Origin of the sequence: [Pseudopropionibacterium] massiliense, assembly GCF_900607225.1 — a bacterium.
In the GTDB taxonomy this organism is placed as follows: domain Bacteria; phylum Actinomycetota; class Actinomycetes; order Propionibacteriales; family Propionibacteriaceae; genus Arachnia; species Arachnia massiliensis.
In genome coordinates, this window is record NZ_LR027842.1 from 1,594,396 (window position 1) to 1,612,683 (window position 18,288).

General features: G+C 64.6%; 18 protein-coding genes. 5 read left to right on the forward strand and 13 right to left on the reverse strand.

Annotation, left to right across the window (positions count from 1 at the left end):
* Positions 1-288: 288 nt before the first annotated feature.
* From E0E39_RS07090 to E0E39_RS07110, 5 genes are all read right to left on the reverse strand, one after another.
* Complete coding sequence (locus tag E0E39_RS07090) at positions 289-1,716, reverse strand: amino acid permease (RefSeq protein ID WP_130874107.1); 1,428 nt, start codon at positions 1,714-1,716, stop codon at positions 289-291.
* Positions 1,706-2,830 carry an alanine dehydrogenase gene (gene ald / locus E0E39_RS07095; RefSeq protein WP_130874108.1) on the reverse strand — a complete coding sequence of 375 codons (1,125 nt, stop codon included), beginning with the start codon at positions 2,828-2,830 and terminating at the stop codon, positions 1,706-1,708. Before ald ends, E0E39_RS07090 begins: the two co-directional genes overlap by 11 nt.
* A gap of 206 nt (positions 2,831-3,036) precedes the next feature.
* Positions 3,037-5,712, reverse strand: coding sequence for an aconitate hydratase AcnA (acnA, locus tag E0E39_RS07100; protein ID WP_130874109.1), 2,676 nt, complete (start codon positions 5,710-5,712; stop codon positions 3,037-3,039).
* Between the two features lie 85 nt (positions 5,713-5,797).
* Positions 5,798-6,928 carry a class I SAM-dependent RNA methyltransferase gene (locus E0E39_RS07105; RefSeq protein ID WP_130874110.1) on the reverse strand — a complete coding sequence of 377 codons (1,131 nt, stop codon included), beginning with the start codon at positions 6,926-6,928 and terminating at the stop codon, positions 5,798-5,800.
* Positions 6,925-8,898: an APC family permease gene (locus E0E39_RS07110; protein WP_130874111.1), complete on the reverse strand. Its 1,974-nt coding sequence runs from the start codon at positions 8,896-8,898 to the stop codon at positions 6,925-6,927. Before E0E39_RS07110 ends, E0E39_RS07105 begins: the two co-directional genes overlap by 4 nt.
* Positions 8,899-8,999: 101 nt before the next feature.
* Here E0E39_RS07110 and E0E39_RS07115 point away from each other — a divergent pair, with 101 nt between their 5' ends.
* Both E0E39_RS07115 and E0E39_RS07120 read left to right on the forward strand, forming a co-directional pair.
* Positions 9,000-9,656, forward strand: a complete 657-nt coding sequence (locus tag E0E39_RS07115) for a potassium channel family protein (RefSeq protein ID WP_051015134.1) — start codon at positions 9,000-9,002, stop codon at positions 9,654-9,656.
* A gap of 9 nt (positions 9,657-9,665) precedes the next feature.
* Entirely contained in the window at positions 9,666-10,328 is a 663-nt protein-coding gene (locus tag E0E39_RS07120) for a potassium channel family protein (protein WP_130874112.1), read from the forward strand.
* A gap of 19 nt (positions 10,329-10,347) precedes the next feature.
* On the opposite strand, the gene E0E39_RS07125 is transcribed toward E0E39_RS07120, so the two are convergent.
* Genes E0E39_RS07125 through dut form a run of 3 tightly spaced genes read right to left on the reverse strand, consistent with a single transcriptional unit; the run spans position 10,348 to position 11,821 of the window.
* Complete coding sequence (locus E0E39_RS07125) at positions 10,348-10,707, reverse strand: OB-fold nucleic acid binding domain-containing protein (protein ID WP_130874113.1); 360 nt, start codon at positions 10,705-10,707, stop codon at positions 10,348-10,350.
* Entirely contained in the window at positions 10,704-11,369 is a 666-nt protein-coding gene (locus tag E0E39_RS07130) for a DUF3710 domain-containing protein (protein ID WP_130874114.1), read from the reverse strand. Before E0E39_RS07130 ends, E0E39_RS07125 begins: the two co-directional genes overlap by 4 nt.
* A gap of 17 nt (positions 11,370-11,386) precedes the next feature.
* Positions 11,387-11,821: a dUTP diphosphatase gene (gene dut, locus E0E39_RS07135; protein ID WP_130874115.1), complete on the reverse strand. Its 435-nt coding sequence runs from the start codon at positions 11,819-11,821 to the stop codon at positions 11,387-11,389.
* A gap of 81 nt (positions 11,822-11,902) precedes the next feature.
* On the opposite strand from dut, the gene E0E39_RS07140 reads away from it, so the two are divergent.
* Positions 11,903-12,196 carry a DUF4235 domain-containing protein gene (locus tag E0E39_RS07140; protein WP_130874116.1) on the forward strand — a complete coding sequence of 98 codons (294 nt, stop codon included), beginning with the start codon at positions 11,903-11,905 and terminating at the stop codon, positions 12,194-12,196.
* Between the two features lie 6 nt (positions 12,197-12,202).
* Here E0E39_RS07140 and E0E39_RS07145 read toward each other — a convergent pair whose 3' ends face one another.
* Positions 12,203-12,499, reverse strand: coding sequence for a DUF4193 domain-containing protein (locus E0E39_RS07145; RefSeq protein ID WP_130874117.1), 297 nt, complete (start codon positions 12,497-12,499; stop codon positions 12,203-12,205).
* A gap of 99 nt (positions 12,500-12,598) precedes the next feature.
* Here E0E39_RS07145 and sepH point away from each other — a divergent pair, with 99 nt between their 5' ends.
* Positions 12,599-13,555 (forward strand): septation protein SepH, encoded by a 957-nt coding sequence (gene sepH / locus E0E39_RS07150; protein ID WP_342770195.1) that lies wholly within the window; start codon positions 12,599-12,601, stop codon positions 13,553-13,555.
* A gap of 112 nt (positions 13,556-13,667) precedes the next feature.
* Here sepH and E0E39_RS07155 read toward each other — a convergent pair whose 3' ends face one another.
* The 4 genes from E0E39_RS07155 to E0E39_RS07170 are packed head-to-tail and all read right to left on the reverse strand — an operon-like array spanning position 13,668 to position 17,215.
* Positions 13,668-14,306, reverse strand: coding sequence for a thymidine kinase (locus E0E39_RS07155; RefSeq protein ID WP_130874119.1), 639 nt, complete (start codon positions 14,304-14,306; stop codon positions 13,668-13,670).
* Positions 14,299-15,531: a glycosyltransferase gene (locus tag E0E39_RS07160; RefSeq protein ID WP_130874120.1), complete on the reverse strand. Its 1,233-nt coding sequence runs from the start codon at positions 15,529-15,531 to the stop codon at positions 14,299-14,301. The genes E0E39_RS07155 and E0E39_RS07160 overlap by 8 nt, the downstream gene beginning before the upstream one ends.
* Positions 15,528-16,640 (reverse strand): alkaline phosphatase family protein, encoded by a 1,113-nt coding sequence (locus E0E39_RS07165; RefSeq protein WP_130874121.1) that lies wholly within the window; start codon positions 16,638-16,640, stop codon positions 15,528-15,530. The genes E0E39_RS07160 and E0E39_RS07165 overlap by 4 nt, the downstream gene beginning before the upstream one ends.
* Positions 16,637-17,215 carry a DUF5998 family protein gene (locus E0E39_RS07170; protein WP_130874122.1) on the reverse strand — a complete coding sequence of 193 codons (579 nt, stop codon included), beginning with the start codon at positions 17,213-17,215 and terminating at the stop codon, positions 16,637-16,639. The genes E0E39_RS07165 and E0E39_RS07170 overlap by 4 nt, the downstream gene beginning before the upstream one ends.
* A 30-nt stretch (positions 17,216-17,245) precedes the next feature.
* Here E0E39_RS07170 and E0E39_RS07175 point away from each other — a divergent pair, with 30 nt between their 5' ends.
* Positions 17,246-18,286 (forward strand): App1 family protein phosphatidate phosphatase, encoded by a 1,041-nt coding sequence (locus E0E39_RS07175; RefSeq protein ID WP_130874123.1) that lies wholly within the window; start codon positions 17,246-17,248, stop codon positions 18,284-18,286.
* Positions 18,287-18,288: the final 2 nt, after the last annotated feature.

Below are 18,288 nucleotides of genomic sequence, written 5' to 3' on the forward strand. Positions count from 1 at the left end.
CCGAACCATCGACATCCAAGCCGGCGACGCCATCGTCACCGCTGAAGACCCCATCCCCAACAACATCCAAACCTGGCTCGACGCCATCCACAACACCCGGGAACGACACTAAATGAGCCAAGTCAGGTTATTCACAGCCATCCTAAAGCGCACCCTGACTAGGGGTTTCGCTGGTCGATACGTCGCCTGTGAACAAGCCCCTTGGGCCGATTCCCCACATGGGAAGGCGAGTGGGGCGCGGGTTGCCCCGCGCCCCACTCTTCTGGTTTTCAGGAACGATTTTGCCCGTCAGGATGCAGCATCAGAACCCGAGGGATTTCTTCCGCGAACACCTCGTCTGATGAACCACGCGATTGTCAGCCCCACGAACCACAGAAGCGTGCAGAGCAGAGCGAATCTCGTGTCGTCGTAACGAAGCAGCAAATAGACGACGAACCCAAAGAACGCCAAAACCATCCATGGAGTGAATGCCGCCAAAGGAACTTTGAATGCCGCCTTTTCGTGAGCATCGCGGTGCATCTTTCGGTATCGGATGTAGCACACCACGATCAGTGCCCACATGAAGAGAACAAGTCCAACCGAAACCGAGGATACCGCGACAAAAGCATCGACCACCGAATCGCCCATCATGAGAATCGGGAAGGCCGAAAATGTCAGGGCCACTGAAAGAATCAGAGCCTTTGCCGGCACCTTCCGCTTCGACAGATGGCCAAATGAATCGGGGGCCTGCTTCGAGAGCGCCAACCCGTACAACATCCGAGATGTGGAGAAGATCCCGGAGTTCGTGCTGGAGGACGCGGAGGTCAGAACCACGAAGTTCATGACTCCTGCTGCCGCCGCGAGCCCAACCAGGTTGAACACGTTCACGAAGGGGGAGACATCGGGATTCACCTTGTCGAAGGGTGTGATCGACATGATGACGGCGAGCGACATCACGTAGAACACGACAATCCGAACCGGAATGGCGTTGATCGCTTTCGGCAAGGTTTTGTGCGGGTCTGACGTCTCCGCAGCAGCCGTTCCGATCAGTTCGATTCCAATGAAGGCGTAGACCGCAATCTGGAATGCCTGCAGGAAACCTTCCAGCCCGCCTGCGAAGAACCCCTGTGCAGGCAGCAGATGCGTGACAGATGCCACGGTCCCGTCGGGGGAACGGAACTGGAGCAGGATCATCACGATTCCGACGACGACCAGTATCACGATTGCCATGATCTTGATCAGTGCGAACCAGAATTCGATCTCACCGAAGGCCTTCACCGTCAGCAGGTTGCAGCCGAGCAGGGCCAGCAGCAACACCGCCGTGCAAACCATCGACCAGCGAAGATCATGCAACCAGAAATCAAAGTATCCTGCGATCACAATGATCTCTGCCGTCGCGGTGACCACCCAGAGGATCCAATAGGTCCACCCTGCGAAGAAACCCGCCCAAGGACCGAGCAAGTCATTGGCGAAATCCTGGAAGGACTTGTATTCGAGGTTGTGGAGCAGCAGCTCACCCATGGCCCTCATCACGAAGAAGAGCATCACACCGATGATCATGTAGATCAGCAGCAGCGATGGTCCCGCCATGTGAATGGTTTTTCCCGAGCCCATGAACAGGCCCGTTCCGATGGCGCCGCCGATGGCGATGAGCTGAATGTGGCGGTTCTTCAGGTTCCGCTGCAGATGCTCCCGGCCCTCGGCGGCCTGCGTTGAAGCAGCGGGTTCATCCGACATGATCGAGCGCTTCCGCCAGGGGCATCAGCGGAAGCCCGAACGCCTCGGCCACGCCCGCGAAGGTCAGGTTGCCCTTGACCGTGTTGAGCCCCTTGGCCAGCGCGGGATTGTCCTTCAGCGCCTGGGCCGCCCCCTTGTCGGCGAGCTGAATCGCGTAGGAGAGGGTGGCGTTGGTGAGAGCCCAGGTGGAGGTGTTCGGCACCGCGCCCGGCATGTTCGCCACGCAGTAGAACTGCGAGTTGTGGACGGGGAAGGTCGGATCGTCGTGGGTGGTCGGGTGGGAATCCTCGAAACAGCCGCCCTGGTCGATGGCGACATCAACCAGCACCGATCCGGGCTTCATCTCGGCGACCATGTCGTTGGTGACCAGCTTCGGGGTCTTGGCGCCGGGAATGAGCACCGTACCGACCACCAGGTCGGCCTGGAGGACGTGCTCGCGCACTGCGAGGGCGGAGCTGACGACACCGTGTACCTGGTTGTGGAACCTCCAGAAGATGTTGCGAAGCTTGTCGAGATCGGTGTCGAGAACCGTGACATCCGCACCGAGGCCCATGGCGATGTTGGCTGCGTTCTGACCGGCGACACCGCCACCGAGGATGACGACCTTGGCGCTGGGAACACCACCGATGCAGCCCATGAGGACGCCGCGCCCGCCCTGGGCCTTCATGAGGGAGTGGGCACCGACCTGGGGGGCCAGGGAGCCTGCGATCTCGGACATGGGGTAAAGCAGCGGCAACGCACCGGAGGGCAGCTGAACGGTCTCGTAGGCGATCGCAGTGGTTCCTGCCTTGAGCAGAGCATCGGTCTGGGGACGATCGGCCGCGAGGTGAAGGTAGGTGAACAGGGTCAGGTCCTCACGCAGGTACTGGTACTCGCTGGAGATCGGCTCCTTCACCTTGATCACCATCTCGCCAACCTCCCAGGTGTCGGCGGCGTTGCTGACGATCTTCGCACCCTGCGCGACAAATTCCTCATCCGGGATCGAAGAACCGACGCCCGCACCCGCCTGGATGTAGACCTCGTGGCCCCTTCTGACGAGCTCATGGACGCCAACGGGGGTGATGGCGACCCGGAACTCGTTGTTCTTGACCTCGGTCGGGATTGCGATACGCATGTGTTACTCCTTCGTAATTGTTTCTGGCTGCCCCACCTTGGGCATCCATGCGTTTGCTTGATACCGACACTAGTACGACAGGGGTCAACACGCGCGACCACCCCCCTCATTTTCGGCTACGACAAGGCCTTGAGCTGCTGAAACCGGGGGTGGTGCCACCCCGCGAGGGCCCCGGAGGGGCCTCACGGAGGTCCGGTGAGGGCCGTTCAGGCCCTCGCCAGGTTGCGCAGTACGTAGGGCATGATGCCGCCGTTGAGGTAGTAGGCCCGCTCCCCGGGGGTGTCGATCCGCACGATCGCGTCGAATCCCGTCACCGTGCCGTCGGGACGGGTGGCGGTGACCCTGACCGTGCGCGGGGTGATGCCGGAGTTCAGCTCGGTAATGCCGGAGACGGCGAAGATCTCCTCCCCCGTCAGACCGAGGGAGTCGGCGGAGACCCCGTCGGGGAACTGGAGCGGGAGGACCCCCATCCCGATCAGGTTGGAGCGGTGGATCCGCTCGTAGCTCTCAGCAACGACGGCTCTCACTCCGAGCAGCGCCGTGCCCTTGGCCGCCCAGTCCCTGGAGGATCCGGACCCGTACTCCTTGCCTGCCAGGATCATCAGCGGAATCCCTGCGGCCGCGTAGTTCTGGGCCGCGTCGTAGACGGTGGTCACCGGGGCCCCGGGAAGGGTGAAGTCACGGGTGAAACCACCCTCGGTGCCGGGCGCCACCTGGTTCCGCAGCCGGATGTTGGCGAAGGTGCCCCGGATCATGATTTCGTGGTTTCCACGCCGGGATCCGTAGGAGTTGAAGTCCCGGCGGCCCACTCCCTGGGACGCGAGGTAGGCGCCCGCCGGGGAGTCCGGCTTGATGCTTCCCGCCGGGGAGATGTGATCTGTGGTGACGGAATCCCCCAGCTTCAGCAGCACCCGGGCGCCCCCGATGTCCTCGACGGGGATGGGTTCTTCGGGCATTCCGTCGAAGTAGGGGGCCCGGCGTACGTAGGTGGATTCCTCGTCCCATTCGAAGACCGCACCGTCCGGGGTGGGCAGTGAACGCCAGCGCTCGTCCCCGGTGAACACGTCGGCGTAGCGGGACGCGAACATCTCGGAGCTGATGGATGAGCTGATGGCGTCCTCGATCTCGGCCTGGGTGGGCCACAGGTCCCGCATGAACACGTCGTTGCCATCGCGGTCCTGACCAACGGGGTCGTTGAACAGGTCGATGTCCATGGTTCCGGCGAGGGCGTAGATGATGACCAGCATCGGGCTGGCGAGGTAGTTCATCTTCACGTCCGGGCTGATCCGGCCCTCGAAGTTCCGGTTGCCGGAGAGCACCGCGGCCACGGCCAGGTCGTGCTCGTTCACGGCGGCGGAGACCTCGGGAATCAGCGGGCCGGTGTTACCGATGCAGGTCACGCAGCCGTAGCCGACGAGGTTGAACCCGATCGCGTCGAGGTAGCCTCCGAGCCCGGATCTCGCGTAGTAGTCGGTGACCACCTGGGAGCCGGGGGCCAGCGAGGTCTTGACCCAGGGTTTCCGGGTCATTCCCCGCTCGACGGCCTTCTTGGCCACCAGGGCCGCACCCAGCATCACGGACGGATTGGAGGTGTTGGTGCAGGACGTGATGGAAGCGACGGTGACGGCACCATTTCTCAGCTCGAAGGACGTGCCGTCGGCGAGCGTAACCGGCACCGAGATATCGGGGGTATCCGTGTAGGCGGGCAATGCCCTGTGGAAACTGTCGCGGGAACGAGTGAGCAGGATGCGGTCCTGGGGGCGTTTCGGCCCCGCGATGGACGGCACCACGGTGCTGAGGTCGAGCTCGATGTACTCGGAATAGGCGGGTTCGCGATCGTCCTCGTGCCACAGCCCCTGGGTCTTGGCGTAGGTCTCCACAAGGGCGATCTGGGCCTCGTCGCGCCCGGTCAGACGCAGATAGTCAATGGTCGTGGCGTCAATCGGGAAAACCGCGATCGTGGAACCGTACTCCGGACTCATGTTCCCGATGGTGGCACGGTTGGCGAGCGGCACCTGGGAGACACCGTCGCCGTAGAACTCCACGAACTTCCCCACCACCTTGTGCTGCCGCAGCATCTCGGTGATGGTCAGGACCAGATCGGTTGCGGTGGTTCCTTCGGGGAGTCGCCCTGTCAGTTTGAACCCGACCACTCGCGGGATGAGCATGGAGACCGGCTGCCCCAACATGGCGGCTTCGGCCTCGATGCCGCCCACCCCCCACCCGACCACACCGAGGCCGTTGACCATGGTGGTGTGGGAGTCCGTACCGACACAGGTGTCGGGATAGGCCTGGAGAATGCCGTCAACGAACCGCGGGAAGACGACCCGGGCCAGGTGCTCTATGTTGACCTGGTGAACGATTCCGGTGCCGGGAGGAACCACCTTGAAGTCATCGAACGCGGTCTGTCCCCAGCGCAGGAACTGGTAGCGCTCACGATTGCGCCGGTATTCGATCTCGGTGTTCTGCTCGAATGCGGTCGGGGTTCCGAAAACCTCTGCTATGACGGAATGATCAATGACCATTTCCGCCGGGGCCAGCGGGTTCACCTTGGCGGGATCCCCACCGAGGGTCACAACGGCCTCCCGCATGGTTGCGAGATCCACCACACAGGGAACACCCGTGAAGTCCTGCATGATGACGCGGGCGGGGGTGAACTGAATCTCGTGACTCGGTTCGGCTCCCGCGTCCCAGTTCCCGAGCGCCCGGATGTCGTCGGCGGTGATGTTGACGCCATCCTCCGTTCGCAGCAGGTTCTCCAGAAGGATCTTGAGGCTGTAGGGCAGCCTGTCGTGTCCTGCCACCGCGTCGATCCGGAAGATTTCGTAGGTGGTGCCACCCACCTCGAGGGATGACCTGGCCCCGAAGCTGTTGACGCTCATAGCTCTCCTTGGTCCGCCTCACGCCACATATCTTGATGTCAAGATATCACGGCGACGCCCTGTTCCCAAAAAGCCGGTGAACGCCTCAGGTTCTCGTGGCGGGTTTCAGGATGGCCACACACTCCACGTGATGGGTCATCGGAAACAGGTCGAAGGCACGGATCCGCTCCGCCTCATATCCGCGTACCGCAAAACCTGCCAGGTCCCTGGCCAGGCTCGCCGGGTCGCAGGCGACGTAGGCGACGGTCCTGGGTGCGAGATCCGCCACGCGCGCCACCACGGCGGCCCCCGCTCCCCGCCGGGGTGGGTCGAGGACGACCAGATCGACCCCGGAAGGGAGCCGTCGCAGTGCCTTCGCCAAAGACAGCGCCAGGAAACGCCCCCGGGGCACGTTGACGCGGGCATTCGCAGCGGCCTCCCGGTCCAGTTCCACCCCGAAAACTTCGGCCCCGGCGTGGTCCAGGCCCGCGGCGAACAACCCTGAACCGCAGTAGAGATCGAGCGCCAGATCCCCCGGTCTGGGCTTGAGTCCTTCCATGACGGCGTCGAGCAGGGTCTCGGCCGCCCTGGGATGCACCTGCCAGAACCCGGAGGCCGCCACCTGGAAGGAAAACTGTCCCACCCGCTCGCGAACCCGGGAAGAACCGGCCCGCAGTTTTCCGTCGGCGAGCACGCTGATCCCGCTCGCAGCACACACCACCGTGAGCGTCGCTGCTCCTTCCGCGAGCTCATCCAGCTGCCCCGGGGGAGGCCCGGGGGCAGCGGCGAGGCATCCGGTCGCAGGCAGTGGCACCACCTCGTGTGATCGCCGCCCACGGAGCCCCACGTGGCCGTTGCCGACTGCGTACCTCATCCGGGTACGCCAGTTGACCGTCGGCTGGATGGCCTCCACCCGGCCGGCCCAGGTGATCCCCGCCAATCGGGACAGCTGCTCCGCGACGACGGCCGTCTTGAGGTCGAGCTGGAGTTCGGGGCTGGCGTGCTGCCAGTCGCAGCCACCGCACTCTCCGGCGACCGGGCACGGGGGCTCCACCCGTCCCGGGGAGGCCTCGAGAACCCGGATCACGCGTCCCCGATCGAACCGGCTGCCCTTCTCGGTGATCTCTACGACCACCCGCTCCCCGGGCAGTCCGCCCGTGACGAAGATCACCTTGCCGTCGAAGCGCCCCACGACCACACCACCGTGGGCCACCCGTTCGAGTTCGACCTCGATCATCTGGTGCCTTGTCTGGCCTCGCGGCGCCGCGAGCTGCTGAGCTGGTAGGGCACCGAGATCACCATCACCCCGCTCATGTAGTGCAGTCTGGTGCGGATCAGCAGGGTGGTCTGGTTGTGGAGCAGTCGCTCCCACCAGTTCCCCACCACGTAGTCGGGGATGTAGACGGCCACGACATCCCTGGGGTTCTCGGTGCGCATCTCGGCCACGTAACGGATGAAGGGCTGGGTGATCTCCCGGTAGGGGGATGCGATCACGCGCAACGGAATGCCGAAGTCCTCCCTCCGCCACGCCTCCATGAGTTCGCGCGCCTCCTCGTCATCGACGGAGATCGTTACCCCCATCAGGGATGTGGCGCGGCCCGCCTTCGCGTAGGCGATGGCCTTCGCGGTGGGCAGGTTCACCTGTTGCACCAGCACCACCGCCCTGACCCGGCTCGGCAGTGCCCGGTCGGATTCGGGGCGGAGGGCCAGTTCATCCCTGACCTGGTCGTAGTGTCTGCGGATCAGGACCATCAGCAGGTACATCAATCCCATGGCGACCAGGGCGAGGTAGGCGCCGTGGGTGAACTTGGAGATGAGCACGACCACCAGCACCACGGCGGTCATTCCCGCGCCGAGGAGGTTGATCACGCGGGATCGTTGCATGCGCCGCCGTTCGCCCCGGTCCTTCTCGACGCGGAGCGCGCGGTTCCAGTGCAGCACCATCCCGGTCTGCCCGACGGTGAAGGAGATGAACACCCCGACCACGTAGAGCTGGATCAGGGCCGTCACGGAGGCGTTGAAACCCCAGACGAGGGCGATGGCCGCCACGGCCAGCAGCACGATCCCGTTGGAATAGGCCAACCGGTCGCCGCGGGTGTGGAGTTGCCGGGGTAGATAACCGTCCTTGGCGAGGATCGAAGCCAGGCTCGGGAAACCGTTGAACGCGGTGTTCGCGGCCAGGAACAGGATCGACAGGGTGGCGATGATGACCACGTAGAAACCCGGAACGAACCAGTCACTGAAGACCGTGCGCGCCAGCTGTCCCGTCACGGTCACCGCCGCGGTGTGGATGGTCGAGCCGTCCGGCTTCAGGTAGTGGGTTCCGGTCAGTTCGTCGATCAGGTGCACGCGGGTCAGGTTGGCCAGCAGGACGATCCCGACGAGCATGGTCACAGCGATCAACCCGAGCAACCCGAGCACCGAGGCGGCGTTGCGGCTCTTGGGGGGGCGGAACGACGGCACGCCGTTGGCCACGGCCTCCACGCCGGTCAGCGCGGCGCAGCCCGACGAGAAGGCCCGGGTGATGATCGCGACCAGCACCCACCCGAAGGCTTGGTCGGCGCCCTGGGCACCGATCACCGTCAGGTCGGAGGTCTCGCTCTTCAGCGAATGTCCCAGGACCAGGATCCGGAAGAATCCGATGGCGAGCATCAAGAGCATTGAGAACATGAAGACGTAGGTGGGCCAGGCCAGCACCCCCCCGGAGTCCCTGACGCCCCGCAGGTTCATCAGTGCCAGGACGACGATCACCCCGACCGCGATGGGCACCTCGTAGCCGTCTATCCCGGGGAGCATCGCCTTGGCGTTGAGCACACCGGCGGAAACCGAGACGGCGACCGTCAGCACGTAGTCGACCAGCAGCGCCGACGCCACAGTCAGTCCTGCGTGCCTGCCCAGGTTCGACGCGGCGACCTCGTAGTCCCCTCCACCGGTCGGATAGGCACGAACGGTCTGCCGGTAGGACATCGCCACCACCGCGATCACGACCCCGACCGCGAGCCCGATCTGCCACGAGAACAGGTAACCGGTCATCCCGGCCAAGGATAGGGTGATCAGGATCTCGTCGGGTGCGTAGGCGACCGAGCTCAGCGCGTCCGAGGCGAACACGGGCAGCGCGAGCCGTTTCGGGAGAAGCGTTTCCCCCAGTTGTGCACTGGCCAGGCGGCGGCCGACGAACACACGCTTCAGCGCCTGATAGATGTTCACGAGGCCCTACGGTAGACCCATGGCAGGGTGATTGCGATACCGTCGGATCTGCGTCCGGGATTCGCCGGACCGGGAGGGAGACGCAAGTGCACATCGTGATCATGGGCTGTGGCCGCGTCGGTTCCATGCTGGCCCGGGGCCTCGAGAAACGAGGCCATTCGGTGGCGGTGATCGATGTCAACGTGGATTCGTTCCGGCGGCTCGGGATCGATTTTCAGGGGGCCACGGTCAGCGGGGTCGGTTTCGACCGGGAGGTGCTGGAGGCCGCCGACATCCGGCACGCCGACGGTTTCGCGGCCGTTTCCAGCGGCGACAACTCCAACATCCTGGCCGCCCGGGTGGTTCGCGAACAATACGGAGTGGACAATGTGGTGGCCCGCATCTACGACCAGGGCAGGGCCGCCGTCTACGAAAGGCTGGGCATCCCCACCGTCGCCACCGTCCGCTGGACCGTGGGCCAGGTGATGCGCAGGCTGCTGCCGGAGGGCAGCGAACCCGTGTGGCGGGACCCCTCGGGGACCGTGCGGTTGCTCCAGATCTACGTCCACTCGGCCTGGGTGGGAAAGCGCATCAGGGACCTGTCCGCGGCGGCCCAGGCCCCGATACCGTTCGTCTCCCGCACGGGCCGCGGCATCGTTCCGGACTCCCAGACCGTTTTCCAGGACGGGGACCTGGTCTTCGTCGCCTGCGAGACCGAGAGGACCGACGACGTCGAATCCCTGTTCGCCGCTCCCCCGACCCGTTCCCGAGATCTGTGAGGAATCACCATGCGAGTAGCCATCGCCGGAGCCGGCAACGTCGGCCGGTCCATCGCCCGTGAACTGATCAGCAACGGTCACCAGGTGCTCCTGATCGAGAAGGACCCGATGGCGATCAACCCCGATTCCGTCCCCGGGGCGGAATGGTTCCAGGCGGACGCCTGCGAACTCCAGACCCTGGAGGAGGCCGAACTGGAGAACTGCGACGTGGCGATCGCGGCCAGCGGGGATGACAAGGTGAACCTGGTGCACTCGCTGTTGGCGAAAACGGAGTTCGGGGTGCCCCGCACGGTGGCGCGCATCAACCATCCGGGCAATGAGTGGCTCTTCGACGAGGCCTGGGGGGTGGATGTCGCGGTCTCCACGCCCCGCATCATGTCGGCCCTGGTGGAGGAGGCCGTCGCGACCGGCGACCTGGTGCGACTGTTCACCTTCACCAAGTCCACGACGAACCTCTCCGAGATCAGGTTGCCCCGGCAGAGTCCCTTCGTCGGGCGCCGGATCCGTGATCTGGAGCTGCCCCGAGAAGTGGTCCTGGTGGCGATCATCCGCGATGGCATCCCGCTGGTCCCCGAACGCGACGGTGCCCTCGAGGCCATGGACGAGATGTTGTTCGTGGCCAGTCAGGACGCGGAGGGAGAACTCAGCTCGATGTTCGCCCCCGTCAACTGATCGGTGTCGTGACGCGGGATCAGCTGACGACCTCGAACTCGGGGTTGTACATGACGCGTCCGTTGTCGCCGGAGGAGATCCGGCCCTGCACGACGAGGTTGCAGCCAGGTGTGATGCAGTCCAGGCGGCGGCGACCGGTCCAGTTCAGCTCGATGCTGCCCGTGCCGTCGGTCAGCAGGGCCTCCACACCACCCATGTCGAGGCTGGTGACCCACCGGATGGTTCCCCGCACCTTCACCCTCGAGCGGTCGCAACACTCGGCCAGCGGGCTGGCACCACAGTCGCGTGACTGTTCTTTCAGGTCCTCGGCCTCCAGTTCCTCGGCCGGGGAGAGGAATCGCCGCAACCGTCGCAGGAGGCCGTGCCGTTCATGGGTCATCTCTGCTCCAGATCAGGGATGGTCAGCGGGATGAGGCTGCCCGGCGCCGCAGGAGCGTTTCCTCGTCGAACCACGAGGTTGCCGAAACACTCGAGGAGCGCGATGCTCGCTTCCTCGTTCTCCGGCTCGAGAGCTGCGCGACCGAAGACGATCCCACGCAGCACCCACCCGGGGCCTCCGACCAGCCATGTGCGGGAAACATGGGTGCCACGTCTGCCCTGGGCGTCGGTCACAGGTTGTTGACGGCGCAGCTCAACTCCGAAAGGCCCTTCCAGGAGGGTGACCTCGCCGCCCTCCTTCGCCGTGGCCGTCGCGATCTCCTCGCGAATTTCAGCGAGCATCGATGTGCGCCTCGGACCTGCGAACAGTGCAACCTCCATGGCCGAGGCCCCATCCCCCACCAGGAAGGACTGGACCCGTTGCCGGGGCTCATCCACCTGGAGCTGCAGCTGCATCTCCTCGAAGGGGGTGACCACGATTGCCCCGAGATCTATCCGCTGGACGTCATCCTCGTCCAGATCAACCTCGTCGATGTCGAAGGGACCCTCGTCGCGGTCGAACGTCTCGTCGATCTCGGCCCACTTCTCCTCGTCGGTTTCCTCCTCGACGATCTCCTCGTCCTCCTCGGGCGGGTCGACCGTCTCCGCATCAGTGGATTTCATGCTGCTCCCTTGTGTTTTCACTGTTGTCCGGTTGAACCATAACCGCCTCGACCGCGCTCCGTCTCATCGAGTTCAGCGACCGGGGTGAACTGAGCCGAGACGAAGGGCACGATGACCAGTTGGGCCACCCGCTCGCCTGCTTGAAGTTCCACAGCCGTTGTCGTGTCGAGGTTGATCAGGCAGACGCGGATCTCACCTCGATAGCCGGAGTCGATGATGCCGGGACTGTTCACGATCCCGAGGCCATGATGCGCCGCATGACCGGACCGGGGCGTCACCATTCCCACGGCGCCCGGGGGGATGGCGACCCGCACCCCGGTGCCGACGAGTAGTCGTTCTCCCGGTTGCAGGGTGACCGCCTCGGTGACACGAAGGTCGGCGCCCGCATCCCCGGCTCTGGCATAACGGGGTAGGAACTCCGGAGCGTCCCCGACGACAGGAATTTCAGACACCCGATCAATCTAGCGCGGCTGCGGCCCATCCGGGAGCCGAGACATAATGGTGGTCCTCGGGAACGTCGAAAGGATCCTGCCATGGCAGTTGAGGAAAAGATTTTGTGGAAGATCTACGCGGGCGCACTCGGCGCGGCCACGACCCTCCTCGCCCAGAAACTGGTCACGAAGGCATGGGAAGCAGCCACGGGGGACACTCCGCCGGATCCGAACGATCCCGACACCCCACTGGCCCAGGCACTCATCTGGGCCCTGTGCAGTGGGCTGGGAGTGGGTATGGCCCAGCTGACGATGAATCGTTACATGCAGCGCCGTTGGCTCTCGAACACCGGCCGCAAGAGCCCCGGCCCGCTGCGCAACAAGATGGATCTGTGATCTCGATCAGACACAGTCGACGCAATACTTGAGATCACCCCTGGTCTCCGCCAGTTGGCTCTGGGATTTGACCAGGAAGCAGGATGCGCAGGTGAATTCGTTCGACTGCCGGGGCAGTACTCGTACCGTGAGTTCTTCGTGGGACAGATCAGCACCCGGTAGCTCGAATGATTCTGCCGCCTCGACCTCATCCTCGTCGACCTTGCCGGAGTTCTTGTCGTTTCGGCGCGTCTTGAGCTCCTCGAGTGAATCCTCGCTCATCTCCTCGTCGCTCTTGCGCGGTGCGTCGTAGTCGGTGGCCATGTCAGTGATCCCTCCTGGTCTCGCCGTCGGTTCGTCCCGAAATTGATCGGGGCTATGTGTACCACATCCTGAGCGTGGCGCAAGTCCCGGGTTCCGGCGGTGTCGGCTGGTAGGTTGTTCAACCAGACACACAGGGGAGTTTGCATGGACAGCGCATTGAGCCCGCGGGAAATCCAGTCCCGCATCCGAGGAGGGGCCACGCTCGCCGAGGTGGCCACGGAAGCCGGAGTGGATCCGGCGCGAATCGAGGGGTTCGCCCTTCCCGTGCTGGCAGAACGTGAACACATGACAAACACTGCCCTGGAGTGTGCGGTCAGACGGCGCGGGGACGGATCGGGGCATCGTCGCCTGCAGGAGCTCATCTCGACTCGTCTCCAGGCCCGCGGTATCGATTCGGGGGGGATCACCTGGGATTCGTGGCGGGAACCCGACCGCAAGTGGAGGCTGGTGGGGGTGTTGGAGAGCCATGAACGGCGAGCAGAGTTCATCTTCGATCCCCGGGGCCGTTTCACCATCGCCGACAACCCGGACGCCCGGTGGATGATCGGCGAGGAGATACCGGGCAGCAAGGATCCCGACAACGAGAACACCGTCGACTTCGACGATGAGTTCGCCCTGGTGCGTGCAACCACGCAGCCCACCACCCCTCCGGCGCTTCCGGGTGATGACGTTCCCACTGACAGCTTCGATGAGGGACCCGCCACCTCTGAGCTCGATGACCTCTACGACATGCTGAGCGGCGTGAGCGAGGACTCGGTGCGGATCTACGTCGGCCTCGACGACGAATCAGCGGAGGATGTGGCTCGGGAACGCGGAGAACACACCCCGGACGAGGACTTCGAGGAGACGGAGGTCATCGACGATTTTGCGGGAATACCTGAGGTCGACATCACCGAAACCGTCGAAACCTCTCTCATCGGTTCACCGCAGGACTCGTTGATCGACACCGAGGACACCGCTCCGCAACCCAAGTCGCGTCATCGCCGCAGGGCTCGTGTCCCGAGTTGGGACGAAATCATGTTCGGCGGCCCGCCCCACCGAACTCTTCCCGGCTGAGACTGCCATCGGCAGCCGTTCGCGTGATGTGCCGGCCCATCCGCTTCCTCGAAGACCGATGATCCTGTGGTCGTGGTCGTCATCCACACCGACGCCGGTCACACGAGAGCCATCACTCCCCGAAGGGCAGCGGATCCTCCCCCCGGGTGGCGCGGGCCCTGGTCGCGGTCATGCGTCGCCGATGATGAGCCCGGCACAGCACCTCGTAGCGAATCTCCCCTGCTCCGGTGTCACCCACCACCACCTGGGAGCCTTCCATGACCATCAGCCCATCGACGGTGCGGGCGTTGTGGGTTCCTTTTTCCCCGCACCAGCACAACGGCCCGAGAGGAAGGGTTTCCACTCGGTCGGCCAGTTCCACCAACCGTTGCGAGCCGGGGAACAGCCTGGTCCTGAAATCCGCGAGAATCCCGAAGGTGTAGACGTCGATCTGCAGCTCGTCAACGATCCGGGCCAGCTGCTCCACCTGCTCCCCCGTGTAGAACTGTGCCTCGTCGCAGACGAGATAATCGACACGTCTGCCCGCCACGAGCTGAGCTATCACATGGGCCCAGAAGTCGAAGTCGACATCCACCTCGGTGGCCGGCGCGTCAAGCCCCAGCCGCGACGTGATCCGCGCCTCGCCGGAACGATCCCTGGACGTGAAGATCCTGCCCTGCCTGCCATGCGTGGACTGGGTGTGGTTGATCTGCAGGGCAAGTGTCGACTTCCCGCAGTCCATGGGACCGGTGTGAAAGACGAGTTCAGGCACTCATGGCTCCGATCAGCTCCTCGTAGATGGAAACGTAGGCCTCGGCGGTGTGCCGGGGGGTCAGTTGTTCGAGCAACTCCCGGGAAGCGGAACGCATCGCGGCTCGCCGCCCCGGGTCGGCGAGCAGTCGCATGCCGGCCGCCAGGGGATTGATGTCCGGCTCGGTCAGGAGCGCGGGTTCCGGTGATGTCGCAACGGTCAGGCGGTCGTCGCAGTAGAGGATCGGCAGTTCCGCGGCCACGGCCTCGGAGAGCACCAGGGCCTGGGAGTCGAACCGGTGACTCGTCAACACGAACACGTCGGAGTTGACCAGTTCATAGGCGATTGCGTCCAAGGAACGCAGATGACCCCGGAAGTCGATGTTGCGAGCTCCCGCGGCCAGCACCCTCAACAGGGGCCGCTGGTCCCCGTCCCCGACGATCACCAGTTCCGAACCCGGTATGTCAGCGTGTCTGAAAGCTCTCACCAGAACATCCAGGCGTTTCTCCTTCGCGAGCCGTCCGACGGTCGTGAACCGCACCGTCTCGTCGGAACGTTCCCGGCGGGCGTGGGATATGGCCTCCAGCATGCCCCTGCCGACGCCGGTGGGCACCACGTATCCGGGCACTCGGTGAGTGGCGGCGGCCTCGACCAGATCCTTCATGAAAGGACTGGGAACGGTCCAGGCATCGACCTTTCCCGCGATGTCGGCGAAGGAAGCCCAGTCCATCCGGGCGGCCAGCCCTCCGGGTTCCTGAATCCGCGGCACCAACCGAGACCTGCTGGAGGCCCGCCCTGCCGCCCTGGTGAGCAGAGGGTTGATGAGGAACTGGTAGAGCCAGGTACCGAAGATGGCGGCCTTGACCGTCTGGTGGGTGCCGGCCACGTTGGCGTGGAAGGTGTGGAGATGCGGAATACCTTGAAGCCTGGCGATCCTGGCCCCCAGGATCAGGGCCCCCCGTTCGGTCTGTGTGTGCACCACGTCGAAGCGCGCGCATTTCGTGATCAGCCGGGCGCGGCGTTCCGAGTTGTGCAGGATGCTCAGGTGCGCGGGCAGCCCCTCGACGTAGATGGTCGGGCACTCGATGACGCGGCAGTTCCGAGGTTTCTCCAGGTGCCGGTCGGGGGCTATGAGACTCACCCTGTGCCCCAGATCGGTCAGCTCCTGGATCTGGGTCTCGACGGAGCGTCCGATCCCGCCGGAGGAAGGGAAGAAATCGTCTATCAGCAGTGCGACGTGCATCATTGCGGCCCGAACGTGAAGAGCGGTACGTACATCTCGGTAGCGGTGAGGGAGCCGTGCTGGCCGTGGAGCCCTAATTCCTTCGGCAGGGTTCGGGTGTGGACGGCCCAATCGTCGCGCATCACGACCAAAACATCGCCGATACGAGGGCGGACCCGGTCGGCCACGTCACCGAACCAACCCGCCTCGATCGCGTCGTCGCGCAGCCACACCTCGGCCCTTTCTCCCAGCTCCGAGGCCCAGGCACCGGCAAGCCGGTCGGGTCGCTGGCTGTAGAGCTGCCGGAGCCTGGGTTCACCTCCCACCCGCCAGGCGCCCATGAGCCCAGGATGATCCTCGAGCGTGATCTGGTGTTCCGTGGGGACGTTGATCATGCCATGATCCCCCGTGACGAGCAGACACGTGTCGTCCGGGAGCACTTCCAGCAGGTCCGTGACGAGGTCCTCTGCCCGGGCCAGGGAGTCCAACCATTGCCAACTGCCCACCCCGTGGGCGTGCCCGGCGTGGTCGAGACCACGCTCATAGGCGTAGACCACCTCGTGGTCGCGCAGGGCCCGAATGACCAGACCTATGAATGCGCGGTGATCGCCCTCGGTCTCCACCCCCAGGTGTTCGGACCCGCCGAAGGCCAGTTTCTGAAGGCCACTGCCCTTGAAACGGGCCAGACTGACACAACCACCCGTGAGTCCGCGGGAACGTATCCGCTGGTAGAGCGTCGATTCGCATGCGAAACCCTCTACATCGACGGGGCCACCCGCCCATGTCAGGGCGTTCACCACGCAGCCGCGATCCGGGTCCAGGAAGGAGTATCCGACCACTCCGTGGCGTCCGGGCTCCGAGCCACAGCCGATGCTGGTCAGGGATGTCGCGGTGGTCGAGGGCACAGCGCATGTCAAGCGTGTGGCTTCCCCCAGCCTCGGGGCGAACAGGTCACTGTCATGGCTGTGCGCGGCAACGGGATACCAGCCGAGACCGTCGATCAGCAAAATGACGTATCGCGCCGCCCGCGGGATGTCGAGCACCGAGGTCTCCCCCAGCAACTGCGCGACGACTCCGGACAGTAGGTTGCTCAGACAGGCTCCCTCGTAGTCGGGCAGCACAAGTCCGCTCATCCGACGTGCTCCTGCAGCAGGGAACCGAAGGCCATGAGTTTGTCGACGCTCTGCCAGCCGTCACCTGCCGGGCTCATCCGAACGGTCAGATCGTTCGGAACCGACATCCCGGTCCACCCGTGATCGGCCTCGCACTGCGGGTCCTCACAGGTCGCAGGACCGATGTCAAGACGAGAAGCGGCCCCCCACGCCAAGGTGAGCCAGGCCTCGACGAGCTGCGATCCGTTGGTGGGATACTTCTCGGGGTGATGCACGGAACGGGTCACCACGACGGAGTGAACGGCCCTGAGAGCAACCACCTCCGCGCTGGTTATGGCGCGATCCGGGTAGCCCGCGTCCTGTTCGTCGGTGTGGCTGATGATCAACTGTCTGTTCGTGAGCACGAGTGCCGTGAGATGTCGCTGCAGATCACCCGTTGCGAAACTGGCCTCGTGATGCACGAGATAGCCGAGCATCCTCTGCTGCCCCAACGCCCCGGAGATGCTCGCCCAGACGAGTTCGGGGAAGAACCTGCAGTCCTCCACCTCTTTCTTGAGTGCAGCGGCCATGGAGGCCTCGGGGGACAGCTGAATCACCCGGCCATTCTTCCACTAAATTGAGACACCATGAAGTCCCGGCCTTTCTTCGCCGCCCGCATCGAGGATCGCCTGAACCGGGTGTTGAACCGTTTCCTGCTACGTCGCGGCTGGCAGGAATGCATCACCTCCTACACCGGCTTCGGCACCACCCGGCAGGTTCGTGTCCTCGCGCGGGTCGTCCTGCGTCCCCCCAGGGACGCAGGAATCGTGCAGGCAGCAACAGATCTGTTGCACCGTCGCGGGTGGCGCAATTTCATCGCCGCCGCGAAGGTGACCTCGAGGGCCGAGGTCATCATCGGGGATCTCCGAATTCCCGTTCAGGCCGACCGAGGCGGCTACATCGACGTCCGGATTCGTGATCACGGCCTACCGGTCGGGTGGCACCAGGTGCGCATCGAGGGCGCCGGTGGGGCATCGAACTGGGCGCCGGTCCAGGTGATCGACGAGAACCAGACCTTCGGGATCGTCTCGGACATCGACGACACCATCCTGTCCACATGGCTTCCCCGCCCCATGGTCGCGGCCTGGAATTCCCTGGTGCTGACCGAGCAGGCCCGGCAGGCCGTCCCGGGCATGTCGCGCCTGTTCCAGGAGCTGATCGCCGCCCATCCGGGCGCTCCGCTCATCTTCGTCTCGACCGGAGCCTGGAACACGTACCCCATGGTCACGCGCTTCCTGAAACGTCATGGCTTTCCACGTGGCGCGTTGCTGCTGACCGACTGGGGACCGACCAACACCGGCTGGTTCCGGAGCGGGGCCCATCACAAACGCACCTGCCTGCGGGAACTCGCCCGGGACCTGCCCAACATCCGCTGGCTCCTGGTCGGTGACGACGGCCAGCACGACCCGGACCTGTACGCCGAGTTCGCCAGCCTCCAACCCGACCACGTGGCCGCCCGCGCGATCCGCCAGCTCACCCCGGGTGAACACGCCCTGGCCCACGGCACCCTGACCGAGACCCCGGACATCTGGGAGTGGACCCCCGACCTGGCCCCGGAGGTCCGTGCACCCGACGGGGACGGTCTTGCCGATAAGCTACGCCCGTTGATCCGGCTCGAGGAGATCTGAAC